Annotated in this window: 19 protein-coding genes; 9 read left to right on the forward strand and 10 right to left on the reverse strand. The window is 67.7% G+C overall.

Features of this window, described 5'->3' with window-relative positions; all coding sequences use genetic code 11:
* Window positions 1-3: 3 nt before the first annotated feature.
* From kduI to WFK61_RS06125, 3 genes are read left to right on the forward strand one after another with little or no spacing between them, the layout of a single operon-like run.
* Entirely contained in the window at window positions 4-840 is an 837-nt protein-coding gene (gene kduI / locus WFK61_RS06115; RefSeq protein WP_336810655.1) for a 5-dehydro-4-deoxy-D-glucuronate isomerase, read from the forward strand.
* Window positions 840-1610: a 2-dehydro-3-deoxy-D-gluconate 5-dehydrogenase KduD gene (gene kduD, locus WFK61_RS06120; RefSeq protein ID WP_336810656.1), complete on the forward strand. Its 771-nt coding sequence runs from the start codon at window positions 840-842 to the stop codon at window positions 1608-1610. Before kduI ends, kduD begins: the two co-directional genes overlap by 1 nt.
* 12 nt (window positions 1611-1622) lie before the next feature.
* Window positions 1623-1970, forward strand: a complete 348-nt coding sequence (locus WFK61_RS06125) for a cupin domain-containing protein (protein ID WP_336810657.1) — start codon at window positions 1623-1625, stop codon at window positions 1968-1970.
* Here the strand turns inward: WFK61_RS06125 and nagA are convergent.
* The 4 genes from nagA to WFK61_RS06145 form a co-directional block, all read right to left on the reverse strand.
* Window positions 1967-3082, reverse strand: a complete 1116-nt coding sequence (gene nagA / locus WFK61_RS06130) for an N-acetylglucosamine-6-phosphate deacetylase (RefSeq protein ID WP_336810658.1) — start codon at window positions 3080-3082, stop codon at window positions 1967-1969. The two genes, WFK61_RS06125 and nagA, sit on opposite strands and share 4 nt — an antisense overlap.
* Entirely contained in the window at window positions 3079-3852 is a 774-nt protein-coding gene (locus tag WFK61_RS06135; RefSeq protein ID WP_336810659.1) for a GntR family transcriptional regulator, read from the reverse strand. Before WFK61_RS06135 ends, nagA begins: the two co-directional genes overlap by 4 nt.
* On the reverse strand, window positions 3849-4775 hold the full coding sequence (locus tag WFK61_RS06140) for an N-acetylmuramic acid 6-phosphate etherase (protein ID WP_336810660.1): 927 nt from the start codon (window positions 4773-4775) through the stop codon (window positions 3849-3851). Before WFK61_RS06140 ends, WFK61_RS06135 begins: the two co-directional genes overlap by 4 nt.
* A 201-nt stretch (window positions 4776-4976) precedes the next feature.
* Window positions 4977-6080: an anhydro-N-acetylmuramic acid kinase gene (locus WFK61_RS06145; RefSeq protein ID WP_336810661.1), complete on the reverse strand. Its 1104-nt coding sequence runs from the start codon at window positions 6078-6080 to the stop codon at window positions 4977-4979.
* A 166-nt stretch (window positions 6081-6246) separates the two neighbouring features.
* Between WFK61_RS06145 and WFK61_RS06150 the strand changes: the two genes are divergently transcribed.
* From WFK61_RS06150 to WFK61_RS06175, 6 genes are read left to right on the forward strand one after another with little or no spacing between them, the layout of a single operon-like run.
* Window positions 6247-7776 (forward strand): ABC transporter substrate-binding protein, encoded by a 1530-nt coding sequence (locus WFK61_RS06150; protein ID WP_336810662.1) that lies wholly within the window; start codon window positions 6247-6249, stop codon window positions 7774-7776.
* Window positions 7777-7794: 18 nt separating this feature from the next.
* On the forward strand, window positions 7795-8748 hold the full coding sequence (locus tag WFK61_RS06155; protein WP_336810663.1) for an ABC transporter permease: 954 nt from the start codon (window positions 7795-7797) through the stop codon (window positions 8746-8748).
* The gene (locus tag WFK61_RS06160; protein WP_336810664.1) at window positions 8745-9563 is read left to right on the forward strand and encodes an ABC transporter permease; all 819 of its coding nucleotides are present in this window, start codon (window positions 8745-8747) and stop codon (window positions 9561-9563) included. The genes WFK61_RS06155 and WFK61_RS06160 overlap by 4 nt, the downstream gene beginning before the upstream one ends.
* The gene (locus tag WFK61_RS06165) at window positions 9560-10009 is read left to right on the forward strand and encodes a GNAT family N-acetyltransferase (RefSeq protein WP_336810665.1); all 450 of its coding nucleotides are present in this window, start codon (window positions 9560-9562) and stop codon (window positions 10007-10009) included. The genes WFK61_RS06160 and WFK61_RS06165 overlap by 4 nt, the downstream gene beginning before the upstream one ends.
* Window positions 10009-11268 carry a UDP-N-acetylglucosamine 1-carboxyvinyltransferase gene (gene murA / locus WFK61_RS06170; protein ID WP_336810666.1) on the forward strand — a complete coding sequence of 420 codons (1260 nt, stop codon included), beginning with the start codon at window positions 10009-10011 and terminating at the stop codon, window positions 11266-11268. The genes WFK61_RS06165 and murA overlap by 1 nt, the downstream gene beginning before the upstream one ends.
* Entirely contained in the window at window positions 11265-12137 is an 873-nt protein-coding gene (locus WFK61_RS06175; RefSeq protein ID WP_336810667.1) for a glucosamine kinase nucleotide-binding domain-containing protein, read from the forward strand. Before murA ends, WFK61_RS06175 begins: the two co-directional genes overlap by 4 nt.
* Here WFK61_RS06175 and WFK61_RS06180 read toward each other — a convergent pair.
* The 6 genes from WFK61_RS06180 to WFK61_RS06205 form a co-directional block, all read right to left on the reverse strand.
* Window positions 12134-12733: a histidine phosphatase family protein gene (locus WFK61_RS06180; RefSeq protein ID WP_336810668.1), complete on the reverse strand. Its 600-nt coding sequence runs from the start codon at window positions 12731-12733 to the stop codon at window positions 12134-12136. The two genes, WFK61_RS06175 and WFK61_RS06180, sit on opposite strands and share 4 nt — an antisense overlap.
* A gap of 7 nt (window positions 12734-12740) precedes the next feature.
* The gene (locus WFK61_RS06185; RefSeq protein WP_336810669.1) at window positions 12741-13679 is read right to left on the reverse strand and encodes an N-acetylglucosamine kinase; all 939 of its coding nucleotides are present in this window, start codon (window positions 13677-13679) and stop codon (window positions 12741-12743) included.
* Complete coding sequence (locus WFK61_RS06190) at window positions 13666-14349, reverse strand: N-acetylmannosamine-6-phosphate 2-epimerase (protein WP_336810670.1); 684 nt, start codon at window positions 14347-14349, stop codon at window positions 13666-13668. Before WFK61_RS06190 ends, WFK61_RS06185 begins: the two co-directional genes overlap by 14 nt.
* On the reverse strand, window positions 14346-15200 hold the full coding sequence (locus WFK61_RS06195; protein WP_336810671.1) for a carbohydrate ABC transporter permease: 855 nt from the start codon (window positions 15198-15200) through the stop codon (window positions 14346-14348). The genes WFK61_RS06190 and WFK61_RS06195 overlap by 4 nt, the downstream gene beginning before the upstream one ends.
* On the reverse strand, window positions 15200-16132 hold the full coding sequence (locus WFK61_RS06200) for a carbohydrate ABC transporter permease (protein WP_336810672.1): 933 nt from the start codon (window positions 16130-16132) through the stop codon (window positions 15200-15202). The genes WFK61_RS06195 and WFK61_RS06200 overlap by 1 nt, the downstream gene beginning before the upstream one ends.
* Before the next feature lie 188 nt (window positions 16133-16320).
* A complete protein-coding gene (locus WFK61_RS06205; RefSeq protein WP_336810673.1) occupies window positions 16321-17592 on the reverse strand; it encodes an extracellular solute-binding protein in 1272 nt (423 codons plus the stop codon).
* Between the last annotated feature and the right edge of the window lie 17 nt (window positions 17593-17609).

The following is a 17609-nucleotide window of genomic DNA, read 5'->3' on the forward strand; positions in this document are numbered from 1 at the left end:
ATCATGACCATCGAGATTCGCCAGGTTTCCCACCCCGAGGCCGTCAAGGGCTTCGACACGGCGGAGCTGCGACGCCACTTCCTGATCGAGACGCTGTTCGCAGCGGGCGAGGTCAAGTTGACCTACAGCCATCTCGACCGCGTCATCGTCGGCGGCGCCATGCCGACGGCAAGCGCGATCGTTCTGCCGACGCCGAAGGCGGTCGGCACCGACGCCTTCCTGAAGCGCCGCGAGCTCGGCATCGTCAATGTTGGCGGCCCCGGCAAGGTCTCGGTCGGCGGCAAGGATTACGCGCTCGCCAAGCGCGACGCGCTCTACATCGGCAAGGAAGCGGGCGAGGTTTCCTTCGCCAGCGACGATGCGTCGAACCCGGCCAAGTTCTATCTGCTCTCGACCCCGGCCCATGCGGTCCATCCGACCAAGGTGATCCGCGAGTCAGACGCCAAGACGCTGGCGCTCGGCGAGCAGGCGACCGCCAACAAGCGCGTCATCCGCCAGTACATCATCCCCGGCGTCTGCGAGACCTGCCAGCTCGTCATGGGCGTGACCACGTTGGAGGAAGGCAGCATCTGGAACACCATGCCGTCGCATGTCCATGACCGACGCTGCGAGATCTATCTCTATTTCGACGTTCCCGCCGATGCGCGCGTCTTCCACCTGATGGGCGAGCCGCAGGAGACCCGCCACCTCGTCGTCGCCAACGAGCAGGCAATCCTTTCGCCCGGTTGGTCGATCCATTCCGGCGTCGGAACGAAGGCCTATTCCTTCATCTGGGGCATGGGCGGCGACAATGTCGATTATACCGACATGGACATGGTCGCGACCGGAGACCTCCGCTGATGTCTTCAGCCTTCGACTTGAGCGGCCGGACCGCGATCGTCACCGGGGCCAATACGGGCCTCGGTCAGGCGATCGCGGTCGCGCTCGCCGAGGCCGGCGCCGGCATCGTCGCGGTCGGCCGTTCCAACATGGCCGAGACCAAGGCGCTGGTCGCCAAGACCGGCAAGCCCTTCCATGAGATCACCGCCGATCTCGCGACGCTGGAGCCGATCGCGCGGATCGTGGAGGAAGCCGACGCCGCGGCGAAGGCCGATGGCTCACGCCTCGACATCCTCGTCAACAATGCCGGCATCATCCGCCGTGCCGACGCCATCGACTTCACCGAGGCCGATTGGGACGCGGTGATGGACGTGAATCTGAAATCGACTTTCTTCCTGACGCAAGGCGTGGCGAAGCGCATGCTCGCGGACGGCAAGGGCGGCAAGGTCATCAACATCGCCTCGCTGCTTTCCTTCCAGGGCGGCATCCGCATCCCCTCCTACACGGCATCGAAGAGCGGATTGGCCGGCCTGACCCGGCTGCTGGCCTGCGAATGGGCGAGCAAGGGCATCAACGTCAACGCCATCGCTCCGGGCTATTTCGTCACCAACAACACCGAGGCCCTGCGCGCCGATCCCGAGCGCAACGCCGCGATCCTCGCCCGCATTCCGGCCGGCCACTGGGGCAATCCGCAGGAGCTGGGCGGAGCCGCCGTGTTCCTCGCCTCGGACGCCGCCGCCTATATCCATGGCGTCGTGCTGCCGGTCGATGGCGGCTGGCTCGCGCGCTGAGAAAGAACCGAGATGGACCGCAAGAACGAGCACTTCGCCCATGATGCCGATCTCGCCTGGGAGCCGGCCGGCGAAGGCGTGACGCGCAAGATCCTGACCTATCGCGACGAGGTCATGATGGTGCGGGTGCGCTTCGAGGCCGGCGCGATCGGCCCGGCGCATAGCCACCCGCACATCCAGTGCTCGCTGGTCGAAAGCGGCGTTTTCGACATCACCATCTCCGGCCACACCGAACGCCTTGTCGCCGGCGACAGCTTCACCGTACCGCCCGACGCGATCCACGGCGCGGTCAATATCGAAGCCGGCGTGCTCGTCGACGTCTTCACGCCGATGCGCCGGGATTTCGTGGCGTCCGCCTAGTTCGCCATCCGCAAGACGGAGAAGGCCGCCTTCCGGCCCGACGCGATCCGGCCATGGCTGCCGGACAGGCCGAGATAGGCGGCAGGCACCGTGCTCGCCATCGCCAGAGCCTCGGCGAGGGTCGCACCGCCAAGACGATGCGCATTCAGGATCGCCGTGTTCATGTCGAGATGGGCGCCGGCCAGCCGGCCCTCGACATTGACGAGGCGCCCGTCGCTGACGCGGATCGTCTCGCCGAACAGTTCGAAGGCGTCGCGCGGCGAGCCGATCGTCGCCATGGCATCGGTGACCAGCATCATCCGCTCCGGCCCGATCGCACGGAACGCCGCCTGGAACGAGGGCCAGGCGACATGGTGGCCATCGGCGATGATGCCGGCGGAAAGCCCGTCATCCGACATCGCGGAGCCGACCACGCCCGGCTCGCGCGAGCCGAGCTGCGACATGGCGTTGAACAGATGCGTCACGCCGGAGAGCCCTTCCGCACGGGCCCGCGCCATCTCCGCTGCCGTAGCGTTGCTGTGACCAGCGCAAACCCTGACGCCGCTATCGACCAGCGCGCGGATGAAGCCACTCGGCACGCATTCCGGCGCGAGCGTCACCAGCGTCACGCCGCCGGGGCCGAGCGATGCCAGCAGATCGATATCGGAGGGCTCCGGCCGCAGCATATTGGCGAGCGGATGGGCGCCGTTGCGCTCCGGATTGATGAAAGGTCCCTCGATATGGATGCCGAGCGCACCGGGCACGCCCTGCGCGATCGCCTCGCGGGCGGCGGCGATCGCCCGGGCGATGTCGGCGCGGCTCGCGCTGATCAGGGTCGGCAGCAGGAAGCGGGTGCCGAAGCGGGCATGGGCGGCGCAGATCGTGGCGATGCCCTCGGCCGACAGGCTGTCGTTCAGCATGACGCCGCCGCCGCCATTGACCTGGATGTCGATGAAGCCCGGCGCCAGGACGACGTCCTCCGGCAGGTCCTCTACCGCGCAACCAGGCGCGGCATCGCCGGGAAGGATCGCGCTGACGATGCCGTCCTCGGCGACGACGATCCGGTCCGTCTGGACCTCCGCCCCGTCGAACAGGCGCTTCGCACGCCAGGCTTGCCGTTCGGGGAGCGTCACGATTGCGGCCCCATGGCTTCGCCCTTCAGCGTGGCGACGAAGTCGTAGCGGTCGCCGCGATAGGCGGAGACCGTGAACTCGACCGGCTTGCCATTGCCGAGGAAGGCGCGCCGCTCGATCCGCAGCAGGGCGCTGCCGGCGGGCACGCCGAGATGTTTCGCTTCCTCGGCTGTCGCAAGGCCGGCATGGATGCGCTGCACGCCATGGGCCGGCGCCGCGCCGCGCTCCGCCAGCGCGGCATAGAGCGAGGTTCCGATCAGATCCGGCGAGGGCAGGATCGTCGCCGGCACGACCGCGCATTCGATCGCGAGCGGCTCGCCATCGGCCGTCCGGACGCGGGTCAGGCGCACGACGCCGTCAGCGGGGCCCAGGCCCAGCGCCATCGATTCCTGCGGTTTCGGCCGCGTCAGCTCCTTCGACAGCCAGATCGAACCGGGCCGCCCGCCACGGTTCTCGATATCGGTCGAAAAACTCGCCAGCACCGAGAGTGGCTGCTCGATACGCGAGGCGACGAAGGTGCCCGAGCCATGCCGGCGCGAGAGCGTGCCGCTGCGGATGAGCTCGTCGATGGCATTGCGCACGGTGACGCGGGCATAGCCGGTGAGTTGCGCCAGATCGCGCTCGGACGGCACGGCATCGCCGGGCTGGAAGACATCGCTCTCGATCAGGCGTGCCAGCGCACCGGCGAGCCTGAGATAACGCGGCGTCGGGTCGTCGCCGGCCAGCGCCTGCAGGATCGCCTGCTGCTTGGCGGGCATCGCCTCGCTCACGGCGCCGCCCGGGGCCGGGCCGTCGCCTCGGCCGAAGGCCCAGCCCCGAGATCGACGAGCGCGAGGCGCAGATTGCCGCGATGGCGGGTCAGCAGGGTTTCGGCCAGCGCAGCGTCGGCACCGCTGGCCAGCAAGGCAGCGCGTTTCACGTCGCCGCGGGCGCGGTCGAGATGCCGCGCTGCCGCCTCGATGCCGCAACCGGTGATCATGTCGACCATCTCAGCCGCCCGATGCCTGAGCTTGGCGTTGGTGGCCCGCATATGGACCATCAATCCACGATAGACGCGGCCCAGGCGGATCATCAGCAGGGTCGAGAACAGGTTGAGCACGATCTTCTGCGCGGTGCCGGCCTTCATCCGCGTCGAGCCGGCGACGACCTCCTCGCCGGTCTCGATGAGGATGCCGAGATCGGCGGTGCGCAGCAGGGCTGAACCGCGATTATTGGCGACGCCGAGCGTCAGCGCGCCACGCGCCTTGGCCTCGCCGATCGCGGCGAGCGTATAGGGCGTGCGGCCGCTGGCGGCGAGGCCGATGACGACGTCATTCGCGCCGACGCTCGCCCGGCGCATCGCCTCGGTGCCGTCATCGACCGAATCCTCGGCATTCTCGACCGCGTGCAGGATCGCCTCGTCGCCGCCCGCGATGGCGAATCCGAGGCGCTCCTCCGGCCAGTCGAAGGTCGGAGTCAGTTCCGCGCCGTCCTGGACGCCGATGCGCCCGGAGGTGCCGGCGCCGGCATAGATCAGGCGCCCGCCCGCCTCGAGCCGCGGCACCGCGGCAGCCACAGCCTCGGCGATCGCCGGCAACGAGGTCGCGATCGCCGCGACAGCCGCGAGCTGCCCCTCGTAGAGCGCCTTCAGAATATCGAGATCGCCCCAGGCATCGAGATCCTGAAAGCGCGCGCTGACATCTTCGGTCGCCATGAATAGCCTCTTGTGACCAGACCAAATTAAGTCCACTTTAGCCCAGTAGCAAGCCGGAAGCGGACAGGGAAGCCATGTCGCAACCGGAACCGCCTTGCCTCTCTCACCCCCCGCAGCTCCCGCTATACTGCAGCTTCGACGCGTTCTGCGTAGTTCTGGGCTCTGTTTCGCGGGTTTCGGCGCCTGCCGGCTGCTCAGGCGCTAGGCCGGAAGATTGAGTCGCCCGCCTGTCAGGGGCTGCGGCACACCGGTCGTGCCGGGCAGGCTGAGGGCCAGGCCCTTCACCGAGCGGATCGCGAGATAGCCGAAGGTCTGCGCCTCGATGACGTCGCCGGCCCAGCCGGCCGCCTCGACCGGCTCGACGGGCACGCCGAGACGCGCCTGCAGGCGGCGCATGAAATGACCGTTGAGGCGTCCCCCGCCGGTGACGAGCCAGCGCCGCGGCGCCTTCGGCACATGCCGGAGCGCATCGACCACGCTTTCGACCGTGAAGGCCGCAAGCGTCGCCGCGCCATCGGCATCGGAAAGCGCTTCGACGACCTGCGCGCGGCGGTGGAAATCGTTGCGATCCAGCGACTTAGGCGCGGGCCGGTCGAAATAGGGATTGACCATGAATTCCGCGACGAGGTCCTCGCGCACCGTGCCACTCGCCGCCAGAACGCCGTCGGCATCATAGGTCTTGCCGAGGCGGCGCAGCACGAAATCGTCGAGGATCGCGCTGGCCGGGCCGGTGTCAAAGGCGATCACCTCATCGCCATCGATATAAGTGACGTTACCGACCCCACCGAGATTGAGCACCATCACCGGCTGCTCCAGTCCCTGGGCCAGCGCGCGGTGATAAAGCGGCGCAAAGGGCGCGCCTTCGCCGCCAGCCTCGACATCGGCATGGCGGAAGCGGTCCACCGTCGGGATACCCAGCGCGCGCGCCACCGCAGGCCCATCCATCAACTGACGCGTGAAGCGGATTTCGGGGCGGTGATAGACGGTCTGCCCGTGCAGGCCGACGAGATCGACGCTCTCCGGCCTGATCCCCTGCTCCGTCATGAATTGCCTGACGGCATCGAGATGGGCCGCGGTCACCGCCGCCTCCAGCTCCTGCAGGGGTTCCGTCACCGCGCGCTCGGCCTCGGCGATCAGCGCTTGCAGCTCGCGGCGGGTTTCAGGCGGATAGGGATAGGAGGCGCCGGCGCCGAAGCTGAGCCGCTCGCGGCCATCGCTCTCGACGATTGAGACGTCGATGCCGTCCATCGAGGTTCCGCTGATCACGCCGATCGCCGTCAGCACCGGCTTGTCGAGGTCACGCATCGCCGCTCCGCTCCCCTGCAACCTCGCGCGAAGCTGCCGCGAGGCTTGCACCGGCTCTAGGCGATCGGCTAAGCCTTGTCCAGATTGGTCCATAAGTGGTCCATATACGACAAGAACCCGCGCGAGCGCCGGCCAAGGCGCCGTTTCATAACTTGGAGGGGTGGTCATGCAACATGTCATGAAGCCGGGCTTCGGGCTGCGTCGCGCCCTGCGCTGCAGCGTTGCCGCCGCAGCCTTCGCCTTGTTCGCCGGCACCGCCTCGGCGCAAGTGCTCGAAGTCGCGGTCGAGGCTTCGCCCGCCGGGCTCGATCCGCATATCGTGACGGCCTTCGCCTCCTCCCAGATCGTGCTCGGCCCGATCTACGAGGGCCTCACCGCGCTCGACAAGGACCTCAACATCATCCCGGGGCTGGCCCAGTCCTGGACCGCCTCGGCCGACGGCAAGAGCGTGACCTTCAAGCTACGCCCCGGCGTCACCTTCCATGATGGCAAGCCGATGGAGGCAGAGGATGTCGCTTCGTCGCTGCGCCGCGTGCTGTCGAAGGATGTCGGCTCGCCGCTCGCCAGCCGCCTCTCCGCCATGGAAAGCGCGACCGCCATCGACGCGACGACGCTGGAATTGAAGCTCAAGGAACCCTCCGCGCCGCTGCTGGCCTCGCTCACCGGCATCGCCATCGTGCCGCGCGGCCTCGAGGGCAACAAGGATGCGCTCCAGCGTGCGCCTGTCGGCACCGGCCCGTTCAAGTTCGAGGAGTGGCAGCCCAACGGCTTCATCCGCCTCGCCAAGCATGCCGGCTACTGGAATGCCTCCGAAGTCAAGCTTGCCGGCGTGAAGTTCAACTTCGTGCCGGAGGCCGCGACCCGTCAGGTCGGCATCGGCAACGGCCAGTTCGCCCTCCTGCCGCATATCGATGCGGCGACCGCGCTCCAGCTCAAGGGCAAGCCGAATATCGCGATGCACGAGACGACGGAACTCGCCTACACGCTGATCGGCATGAACACCTCGAAGCCGCCCTTCGACAACGCGAAGGTGCGCGAAGCGCTGAACTACGCGCTGAACCGCAAGGAAATCATCGATGCGGCCTTGTTCGGCAGCGGCGCGCCGGCAGCCCCTCTGCCCGCAGTACTCAAGGACTGGGCCGTCGATGTGAAGGACCTGCCCTGCTACGCCCATGCCCCCGCCAAGGCGCAGGCACTGCTCAAGGAGGCCGGCGTCGCGACGCCGGTCACGGTGAGCATGACCGTGCTGCCGCGACAGGACATCCGCGACATCGCGCAGGTGGTGCAGCAGCAGCTCGGCAAGGCCGGCTTCAAGGTAGAGCTGAAGAACCCCGAGCTCGGCCAGTTCGTGCAGGACTGGCGCAACTCGAATTTCGACCTCTTCGCCTCGACCAATGCCGGCAGCATCGAGCCGGACGATTATTTCTACCGCGCCTTCCGCACCGGCGGCTCGACCAACGTCTTCAAGTACAGCAATCCCGAGCTCGACGCGCTGCTCGACAAGGGCCGCGCGACGCTGGACAAGCCGGCGCGGCAGGCCGCCTATCGCGACGCGCAGAAGATCCTGGGCTGCACCGGGCCCGCCGCGCATATCGCCTATCCCACGCTGTTCAGCGCGGTGCGTAGCAACCTGCAGGGCTACGACATCTACGCCAACCGCTCGCTGGTCTCGCTCGGCCGCGCCAGCCTGCGCTGACGGGAGCCGGATCGAGGCATGCTCCGTCACCTGCTGCAGCGCGGCCTCGACCTCCTGATCGTGCTGTTCGGGATTTCCGTGATCGTCTTCCTGATGATCCGGCTGATCCCGGGCGACGCGGTGGCGATCATGCTCGGCGCCAATACCGAGGTGACGCCGGAGCGCATCGCCGCGATGCGTGGCGAGCTCGGTCTCGACCGGCCCTTGCTGGAACAGTACTGGGTCTGGCTCAGCCATGCCCTGCGCGGCGATTTCGGCACCTCGATCTGGACCGGCCGGCCGGTGATGCAGGAGATCGCCGCCCAGATCTGGCCGACGCTCCAGCTCACCCTGTTCTCGCTCGTGCTCGGCGCGGGGCTCGCGATCCCCGTCGGCTGCCTGATGGCGCATTGGCGCGGCGGGCGGGCCGATCTCGTGCTGCGCGTCGGCGCCATCGCCGGGCTCACCATCCCGTCATTCTGGCTCGGCATCGTCATGCTGATGACGGTCGCGACGCTGGCGCCGAGCTTCGCCTCGCTCGGCTATGTCCCGTTCGGTGAGGACCCGCTCGGCAATCTCCAGCGCCTGCTGCTGCCGGCAATCGCGCTGGCGCTGCCGATCCTGGCAAACCTCTCGCGGCTGGTGCGCACGGCGGTGCTCGACGCGCTCGGCCAGGACTATATCCGCACCGCCCGCGCCAAGGGACTGGGGGAACGGGCCGTGCTCTACCGGCATGCCCTGCGCAACGCGCTGATCCCCTTCGTCACCAGCGTGGGCATCATGACCGGCTACCTGCTCGGCGGCGCGATCGTGGTCGAGCAGGTCTTCTCGATCCCCGGCCTCGGCCGCCTGATCCTCGGCGCCATCGCCGAGCGCAACTATCCGCTGGTCCAGGCCACGATTCTCGTCGTCACCGTCGGCTTCGTGCTGGTCAACGCGCTCGTCGATCTCGCCTATGCGCTGATCGATCCCCGGCTCAGGACCGCGTCATGAGCCAGAGCCGTCGCATCGCCATCGTCGCCGGCATCTTCGTCACCCTGCAGATCGCGCTCGCGCTCGCAGCGCCCCTGGTCGCGCCCTATGACCCGCTGGCACAGGACATCGTCGCCCGGATGAAGGGGCCGAGCGCCGCGCATTGGCTCGGCACCGACCATCTCGGCCGCGATATCCTCTCGCGCATCCTCTACGGCTACCGCACGGCGCTGATCGCCTGCGGCATCGCGGTGGGGCTCGCGCTCATGATCGGCGGCAGCCTCGGCTTGCTCGCCGCCTTCTATCGCGGCTGGTGGGACCGCATCATCATGCGGGCGATGGATATCCTCTTCGCCTTCCCGGTGATGCTGCTCGCCATCGGCATCATCGCCATGCTCGGCCCACGCACGGAGAGCGCCGCCATCGCCATCGCCGTGGTCTATGTGCCGATCTTCGCGCGCCTGATCCGGGGGCCGGCCATGGTGCTGGTCGAGAGCGATTTCGTCGCCGGCATCCGCTCGATCGGCGCGACCGATCTGCGGATCATGCTGCGCCACATCCTGCCCAATCTCGCCTCGGTCATCCTGGTGCAGAGCTCGCTGCTGCTCTCGGCGGCGATCCTGGTCGAGGCTTCGCTTTCTTTCCTCGGGCTCGGCACCCAACCACCAACCCCCTCGCTCGGCCTGATGCTGGCGGAGGGTCGCAATTTCGTGCTGCTCTCGCCCTGGAACGCGATCTTCGCCGGGCTCGGCATCCTCCTGCTCTCGCTCGGCTTCAACCTGCTCGGCGATGCCCTGCGCGACGAGCTCGATCCGCGGCTGAGGGGCCAGTCGTGATCATCCGTGGGGCGGTCGCGAACGATATCGCGCCAGCCGCCGCGCTGATGGCGCAGGCCTATGTCGCGCATTTCCGGCCGATCATCGGCGCTGCCGCGCTCGGTTTCGATCAGGCGCATTTCGAGGCACGCTTCGCCCGCGAACTGGCAGAGCTGACCGTACTCGACGCGGACGGCGTAAGCGGCGTCCTGCTGGTCAAGGAAGGGCACATCGCCATGCTCTTCGTTGCCGAGACCGGACTGGGCCATGGCGCTGCATTGCTTGCTCATGGCGAAGCTCATGGCGCCTGCTCGCTCGAAGTCTTTGCCAACAACGAAGGCGCGCGGCGCTTCTATGAACGCGCCGGCTGGCAGGTCACGGGCGACTACGTGCGCGAATTCGCCGGAGCGCAGCACCGCTTCCTGCGCTATGAGAAGCCGATGATTCCGGCACGGAGACAGGGCTGATGGACAAACTCCTGATCCGCGGCGGCCGGAGGCTGTCCGGCACCGTCGAAATCCGTGGCGCGAAGAATGCGGCGCTGCCGGCCTTCGCAGCCTCGTTGCTCTCGGACAAGCCCTTGACCCTGCGCAACCTGCCGGACGTCGTCGACGTCAAGACGATGCAGACCCTGCTCGAAGGCTATGGTGTGACGTTTTCGGGACGGGCCGCCGATGCGCTGACGCTCGATGCCGCCAGGGCCGGGCCGCGCGAGACGAGCTACGACACCGTTCGCAAGATGCGCGCGACCATCCTGGTGCTCGGGCCGCTGGTGGCGCGCTTCGGCGAAGCCCGCGTCTCGCTGCCGGGCGGCTGCGCCATCGGCGCTCGACCGGTCGACCTGCATATCAAGGCGCTTGAAGCGCTCGGCGCCGAGATCACTGTCGCCGGCGGCTATATCGAGGCCAGGGCACCGCGAGGCCTGACCGGCGCACGCATCGTCTTCCCCTTCTCCTCGGTCGGCGCGACCGAGACCGCGCTGCTGGCGGCAAGCCTTGCCAAAGGCGAGACCGAGATCGTCAACGCGGCCAAGGAACCGGAGGTGCTCGACCTCGCCCGCTGCCTCGCCGCGATGGGCGTCAGGATCGAGGGCATCGGCAGCCATCGCCTGCTGGTCCAGGGCGCGCAGAGCCTCTCGCCCGCGACCCATGAGATCGTCGCAGACCGGATCGAGGCCGGCACCTATGCGGTCGCCGCCGCGATCACCGGCGGTGAGCTTGAGCTGGTCGGCGCGCGGCTCGAGCATCTCGCGGCAGTCGGCGAGGCCTTGGAGGCGGCCGGCGTGCGGCTCTGGCCGAGCGATCGCGGCCTGATGGTGACGCGTCCCGGCCGACTCACCGGCATCGATATCATGACCCAGGCCTATCCCGGCTTCTCGACCGACCTCCAGGCCCAGTTCATGGCTCTGATGAGCGTGGCGGACGGCACCTCGCTGATCCGCGAGACAGTGTTCGAGAACCGCTTCATGCATGTGCCGGAGCTGGTGCGGCTCGGCGCCGACATCACCTTGAAAGGCACCAGCGCAACGGTTCGTGGCGTCGCCAGCCTGAAGGCGGCACCGGTGATGGCGACCGATCTGCGCGCCTCGGTCAGCCTCGTGCTGGCCGGCCTCGTCGCCGAGGGCGAGACCGTGGTCAGCCGCATCTACCATCTCGATCGCGGCTATGAGGCGCTCGACCGCAAGCTCAAGCGCTGCGGCGCCGATATCGAGCGGGTCCCGGCATGAGCGCCCCGGCCGATCTCTATCTCGGCGTCGATGGCGGTGGCACGGGCTGCCGCTGCCGGCTCGAAACCGCCCAGGGCGAGGTGCTGGGCTCCGGCATCGCCGGCCCGGCCTCGCTCCGGCTCGGGCTTGAAACCTCGCTAGGCGCCGTGATGCAGGCGGCACGCGGCGCGATCGCCGAGGCCGGCCTCAGCGAAGCCGATTTCGCGCGCGTCCATGCCGGCATCTGCCTCGCCGGCATCGGGCGCAAGGGCATGCAGGAGGCGCTCGCCGCCTGGGAGACACCCTTCGCGCAAACGATCTTCGAGAGCGACGGTCTGGCCGCCTGCCTCGGCGCGCATGCGGGCGAGGATGGCGGCATCGTCATCATCGGCACCGGCTCGATCGGGCTCGCCCGGGTCAATGGCGAAGAGCTCAGGATCGGCGGCTACGGCTTCCCGATCGGCGACGAGGGCAGCGGCGCCGATCTCGGCCTCGCCGCCATCCGCGTCTCGCTGCGCGCCCATGACGGACGCGAGCCCGCGACGCGCTTCACGCAGGACGTGCTGACGCGTTTCGAGTCCGATCCCTTCGAGGTCATCGCCTGGATGGACAAGGCCCATGCCACCGACTACGCGACGTTGGCGCCGCTGGTGCTGCGCCATGCCGATCTCGGCGATTCCCATGCCCGCATGATCATGCAGAACGCCGCCGCGATGATCGATGCGATGCTGCGCACGCTGTTCGAGCGCAGCGTACCGCGCGTGGCGCTGATCGGCGGCCTGTCCTCGGCAATGGAAGCCTGGCTCGCGCCGGATGTCCGGCGGCGGCTGTCGCATGTGAAAAGCGACGCGATCGCCGGGGCGCTCTCGCTGGTCCGGCCAAAAGCTTAAGGAGCAGCGGCGCCCCCTTCGGGAACGATGTCGCGCCAGCCGTGCAGCAGGGCGCGGCTCTCCATATCGAAAGCGAAATAGCAGCCGCCTCCGGCGATGGGTTGGCCGTGCTTGCGCGAGATCGGCTCGCCGCGGAGATCGCCGAGCAGCAACGTACCGACACCGCCATGGGCGAAGATCACGAGATCGCCGGTGCCGCTTCGCGCCGCGATGCAGGCGGCGACGCCGGCCTTGATCCGCGCCTGCGCATCCCGTGCCGTCTCCCAGCCGAGAATGCTGGTATCCGGCTCCCCGAAGAACCGGTCGACGATCTCCCAGAAGCGCGGCGGCGCGACATAGCCGGTGGCCGAGCGGTCGTTTTCGCGCAGCTCTTCGCGTGCGGTGAAGGACAGGCCGCGCGCACGCTGGAAAGCCTCGGCGCAGTCCATCGCCTTGCGCTCGTCGCTGGTGAAGACGTCGGTCACGCCAGCCAGCTCCGGCCGTTGGCAGAACGCCTCGATGCGCGCCCAGCCGATGGCGGAGAGGCCCCAATCCGGCACGGGGACCTGCGGGTCGACGACGACTTCAGGATGGGTGACGAAGAAGACGGTCGCCATGCTGCTCCTAAAATCGCGTCTCATCTGCCTGGGTCAGCTCGCAGGCCAGGCGGGCCGCGCAGCCGGGCACATCGACCTGCATCTCGTCCAGCGCGACCGGCGATGCCACCTCCGCCCGGAAACGCTGTGCGATCAGCGGCGACAGCGTCGCGGCACGGCCGCAGAGCGCGACCGGCTTGGGGCCGACGCGCGCCCTCAATGCCAGCGCGAGCCGCGCCAGTTCGGCGCCGGCTTGCGTGAAGATATCGATGGCCGTCACATCGCCCGCTTCCGCCGCCACGGCAACCGAACGCGCCAGCAGGCCGAGACTGCCACGATCGCCGCCATAGACATGGGTGCGCACGGCATCCCAGGAGGCCCCGCCCAGTGCCTGCGTGAGCGCATGACCGAGCACGCTCTCCCAACCGGAACCGGGAGCCTCGTCCTCGCGGCGCAGCAAACGACGCAGAGCTTCGGCCGCGATCCAGGCGGCGGAACCGCCATCGTCGAGCAGCACGCCGCGTCCGCCCGCCCGGATGATCTCACCCCCAGCACTGAGGTGGTAGCCGATCGAGCCTGTGCCGGAATAGACGATGATGCCTTCGCCGGGCTGGAAGCGGGCGCGATAGCCCAGCCACATGTCATCGACGACGAGGATTTTGTCTTCGGGGCATCCGAAGGCCGTCGCCAGGATTTCCGAGAAGACGGCCCGGACGGCACTTTCCGGACCGAGGCCGGTGACACCCGCGATGATGGCCGTTGGCTGCCCGATGCTCTCAAGCTCGACCGCTAACCGCGCGAAAATACCGCCCACCCGCTCACGCTCGGCCTGCGTGAAGACATGGCCGGTCATGGGCTCCATTTCGCCCCGCGCCACGACCGCGCCAGACGGTGCGGACAGGCACCAGCGCGAGCCGGTTCCGCCGGTCTCGATGCCGAGGCCGAGCCCTGCCTCAGGCGCCGACATGACGGGCGAAGCGGCGGGTGATCTCGCGGGGATTGGTGATCGCCGTGCCAACCACCACGGCATGCGCGCCGGCCTTGAAAGCTGTCTCCAGTTGCTCCGGCTGTTCGAAGCGCCCTTCGGCAACGATCGGCACGGACACCACCCTGGCCAGCGCCTCGATCAGGGCGATGTCGGGGCCGAGCGCCTTTCGCGCTTCAGTCTCGGGCGTATAGCCGGAGAGCGTCGTCGCGATATAGCCCGCGCCGAGCGCGGCGGCACGCACGCCATCCTCCAGCGTGGCGCAATCGGCGAAGACCGGCTTGCCCAGTTCGTCGCGGATGCGGGCGATCAATCGATCCAGCGGCTCGCCGTCGCGCGCTCTCGCAGTGGCATCGAGCGCGATGATGTCGGCGCCGGCCGCGGCGATCGCTGCGGCGCTGGCGAAGTCCGGCGTGATATAGACCGGGAAGCGATCGTCCCAGCGCTTGAGGATGCCGATGATCGGCAGGCGGCTGACAGCGCGGATCGCGGCGATGTCGGCGGGGCCATTGGCGCGTAGCGCGAGCGCCCCGCCCTGCTCTGCGGCCTGCGCCATCGCCGCCATGAAGGCCGGGCCGTGCAAGGGATTGTCAGCCCGCGCCTGGCAGGAGACGGCAAGGCTGCGCTGCGGGATCAGAGGGTCGATCGTCACTTCACCGCTCCGGCGGTCATGCCGCGGATGAACTGCCTGGACATCAGGATGTAGACGATGGTCAGGGGCAGCGCCGCGATGGTGAGGCCGGCGAAGAGCATGCCCCAGTCGGTGGTGTATTCGCCCATGAACACCGAGAGGCCCTGCGGCAGGGTCTTGCGGGCGTCGGTCTGGATGAAGACAAGCGGGAAGAAGAAGTCGTTCCAGGTCGGCACCGCGTTCTGGATCGCGGCGATCACCATCGGCGGGATCGAGAGCGGCAGCATGATCGAGAGCATGATACGGGGCTCGGAGGCGCCGTCGATGCGGGCGGCCTCCTCCAGCTCGACCGGCAGCGTGCGCAGGAAGCCGGTCATGATGAAGATCGTCGAGGGCAGGCCCATCGCCGTGTAGATCAGGATCAGGCCGAGCCTTGTGTCGAGCAGGCCGAAATCGCGCATCTGCAGGAAGAGCGGGATCACCGCGAGCTTCAGCGGCAGCATCAGCCCGGCGAGGAAGAACATGAAGATCGCCGAATTGCCGGGGAAGCTGTAGCGCGCCAGCGCATAGGCCCCCATCGTGCCGAAGAGCAGCGTCAGCAGGATCGACGTCCCGGTGATGACGACCGAATTGACGAAATAACTCGGCAGACTGGTCTCGCCCCAGATCCGCACGAAATTCTCGACATAGCCGAAATCCGGCACGGCGAAGGGCGCGTCGAAGATTTCCGGCGTCGTCTTGAAGGCCGAGAAGACCATGATGACGATCGGGTAGAGCATCAGCACGGAATTGCCGATCAGGAGCGCGGCGGCGATCAGGCTGCCGGCGCTGCTGCGCGGAAAGAGCGGGTCGTTGCTGGCAGCGCGGAACATCACAGCGCGACCTCCCGCCGCCGCAGATACTGGGTGATGATCGTCGCGAACACCGCGATGAACAGGAACATCAGCACGGCCAGCGCATTGCCGTGCCCGAAATCCTGCAGGCCGGCGGTCTGGTTGCCGAAGGCGGTGCGGTAGAAATACAGGCCGAGAACGTCGGTCGAGCCATAGGGCGAGCCGTCCAGTCCCGCCATGATATAGGGCAGTTCGAACCAGTTGAACGCGCCGATGAAGAGCAGCGTCAGCGTGATCGTGGTCGAGGGCGTGACCAGCGGCCAGACCACGCGGGTCAGCATCTGCCAGCCATTGCAGCCGTCGAGCTTGGCGGCTTCGAGAATCTCGCGCGGGATGCGCTGCATGCCGGCGAGATAGACCAGTGCCGGAAAGCCGATCCAGTGCCAGGCATTGGCCAACACCAGCGCCGGCAGCGCCGTCGTCTCCTGCCCAAGCCAGGGCTGGCGCAGGTTACCGAGCCCGATCATCTCCAGCAGCTGGTTCACCAGCCCGAAATTCGGATCGAGGAACAGCTTCCAGAGGAAGCCGACCAGCACGGTCGACAGGATCACCGGCATGAAGATCGCGATGCGGTGGAAGCGGAAGCCGAAGGGCTCGCGATAGATGAACCAGGCGAGCAGGAAGCCGACGCTGTTCTGCACCACGAAGAGCGCGAAGAACACGAAGAGGTTGTGGCGGAAGGCGCGCCAGGTCAGCGCCGCGAAATGCTCGCCGAACAGTACCTCGGCGAAGTTCTTCAGGCCGACGAACTCGCCCTGCGCCATGCCGTCCCAGCGATAGAACGCCGCGCTCAGGGCCGAGAGCAGCGGCCAGACCACGAAGGTCAGCATGATCGCGAGCGGCGGCAGGATCAGAAAGGCGATCCAGGCCGCGCGCCTGCGCTTCTCGCGGTTTCGGTAATCCGTCTGCATCGGCTCTGGCCCTCGGGATGCGCCGGGGAGGCGAGCGGCTGATCGGCTGCGGCAACGCGGCGTCATCCCGGGCTTGACCCGGGATCCATCATAGAGCTCTGCACGCTACGATGGATCCCGGATCTGTGCGGCTGCGCCGCTTGTCCGGGATGACGGTCAGGTTCCGAGCAAAATAAGCGCGCTGGGACCTACTTCTTGAAGGGCGCGTAGTAGGTCGCGATGCCCTTGGTGATTTCCGCGCCGATTTCGGCCGGCGTCGCCTTGCCGGCGAGCATCTTCTGCACGCCCGATTGCAGCAGCACCGAACCCGTCGGCTCCTGATAGCGGAAATTGACCAGCATGATGTAGGACATCGCGCTCTGGTTCAGCGTCGCGACCTCCTTGAGCAGCGGGTTCTCGAAGGCGACGCCCTTGATTGGCGAGATGTTCTGCAGCTCGTTCGAGAAGGCCGTGCCGAATTCCGGCGTGCCGATGAAGCGCAGGAACTTCAGGGCCGCCTCCCGCTTCTTGGACGCCGCGTTGATGGCATAGCCGCCGTCGTAATACAGCGCGACCAGCCGCGGATCGCCGGCCTTGGCCACCGGCGACGGAAACAGGCCGAGCTTCAGCTTGGGGTTCTGGCGCAGGAAATTGGCGATCTCGAAGGAGCCGCCGGCGAACATCGCAGCCCGGCCCGCCGCGAAGAGCTGCTGCGAGGCGGCATAGTCGACGCCCGAGAAGTTCGGCGCGAAATAGTCCTTGATCTCGTTGAGCTTGGTCAGCGCGCCGACGAAGCGGGCATCGGTGAAATCGGCCTTGCCGGCGAGCACGTCCTGCTCGAACTGCGCGCCGATCAGCGAGGAGAGCAGGGAGCCAACGATGGTCTCGTTCTGCCAGGCGGTTGCCGTGCCGTTGCCGAAGGGGTTGATGCCCTTTTCCTTCAGCGTCTTGGAGACGCTGACGAGCTCGTCCCAGGTGTTCGGCGGCGTCACGCCCGCCTTCTCGAACAGCTCCTTGTTGTAGATGATCAGCATGGTCTGCGAGGCCAGCGGCACGGCATAGAGCTTGCCGTCGGCGCGCATCGTCTCGGCCGCGATCGCCGAATCCGGGAAGTTCGCGAATTCCGGCACCATCGCCTTGTCGAGCGGCACGAGATAATCCGGCTTGCCGACGCCGAGCGTGCCATAGGCGCGCACCTGCACGACATCCGGGCCGGTGCCGCCGGCCAGGGCGGTGGAGAGCACGGTATTGTAGTTCGCCGCCTCGAAGGCCTCGAACTTCACATTGATATCGGGATGGTGCTTGCGGAAGGCGGCGATCAGCTTGGCATAGGCCGCCTTGTCCTCCTGGCGCCAGCTCCACACGGTGATGTCTTCCGCCTGCGCCGGCGCGGCAAAGGCGGTCGCGGCGGCGAACAGCGTCAGCGCCAGCTTTCCAAGCGCGCGCCTGACGATGGGTTTGGTCTGAATCCCGGCCAACATGTCACTCTCCCTCGTTG

The organism is Allobosea sp. MMO-172, assembly GCF_037147855.1.
Classification (GTDB): domain Bacteria; phylum Pseudomonadota; class Alphaproteobacteria; order Rhizobiales; family Beijerinckiaceae; genus Allobosea.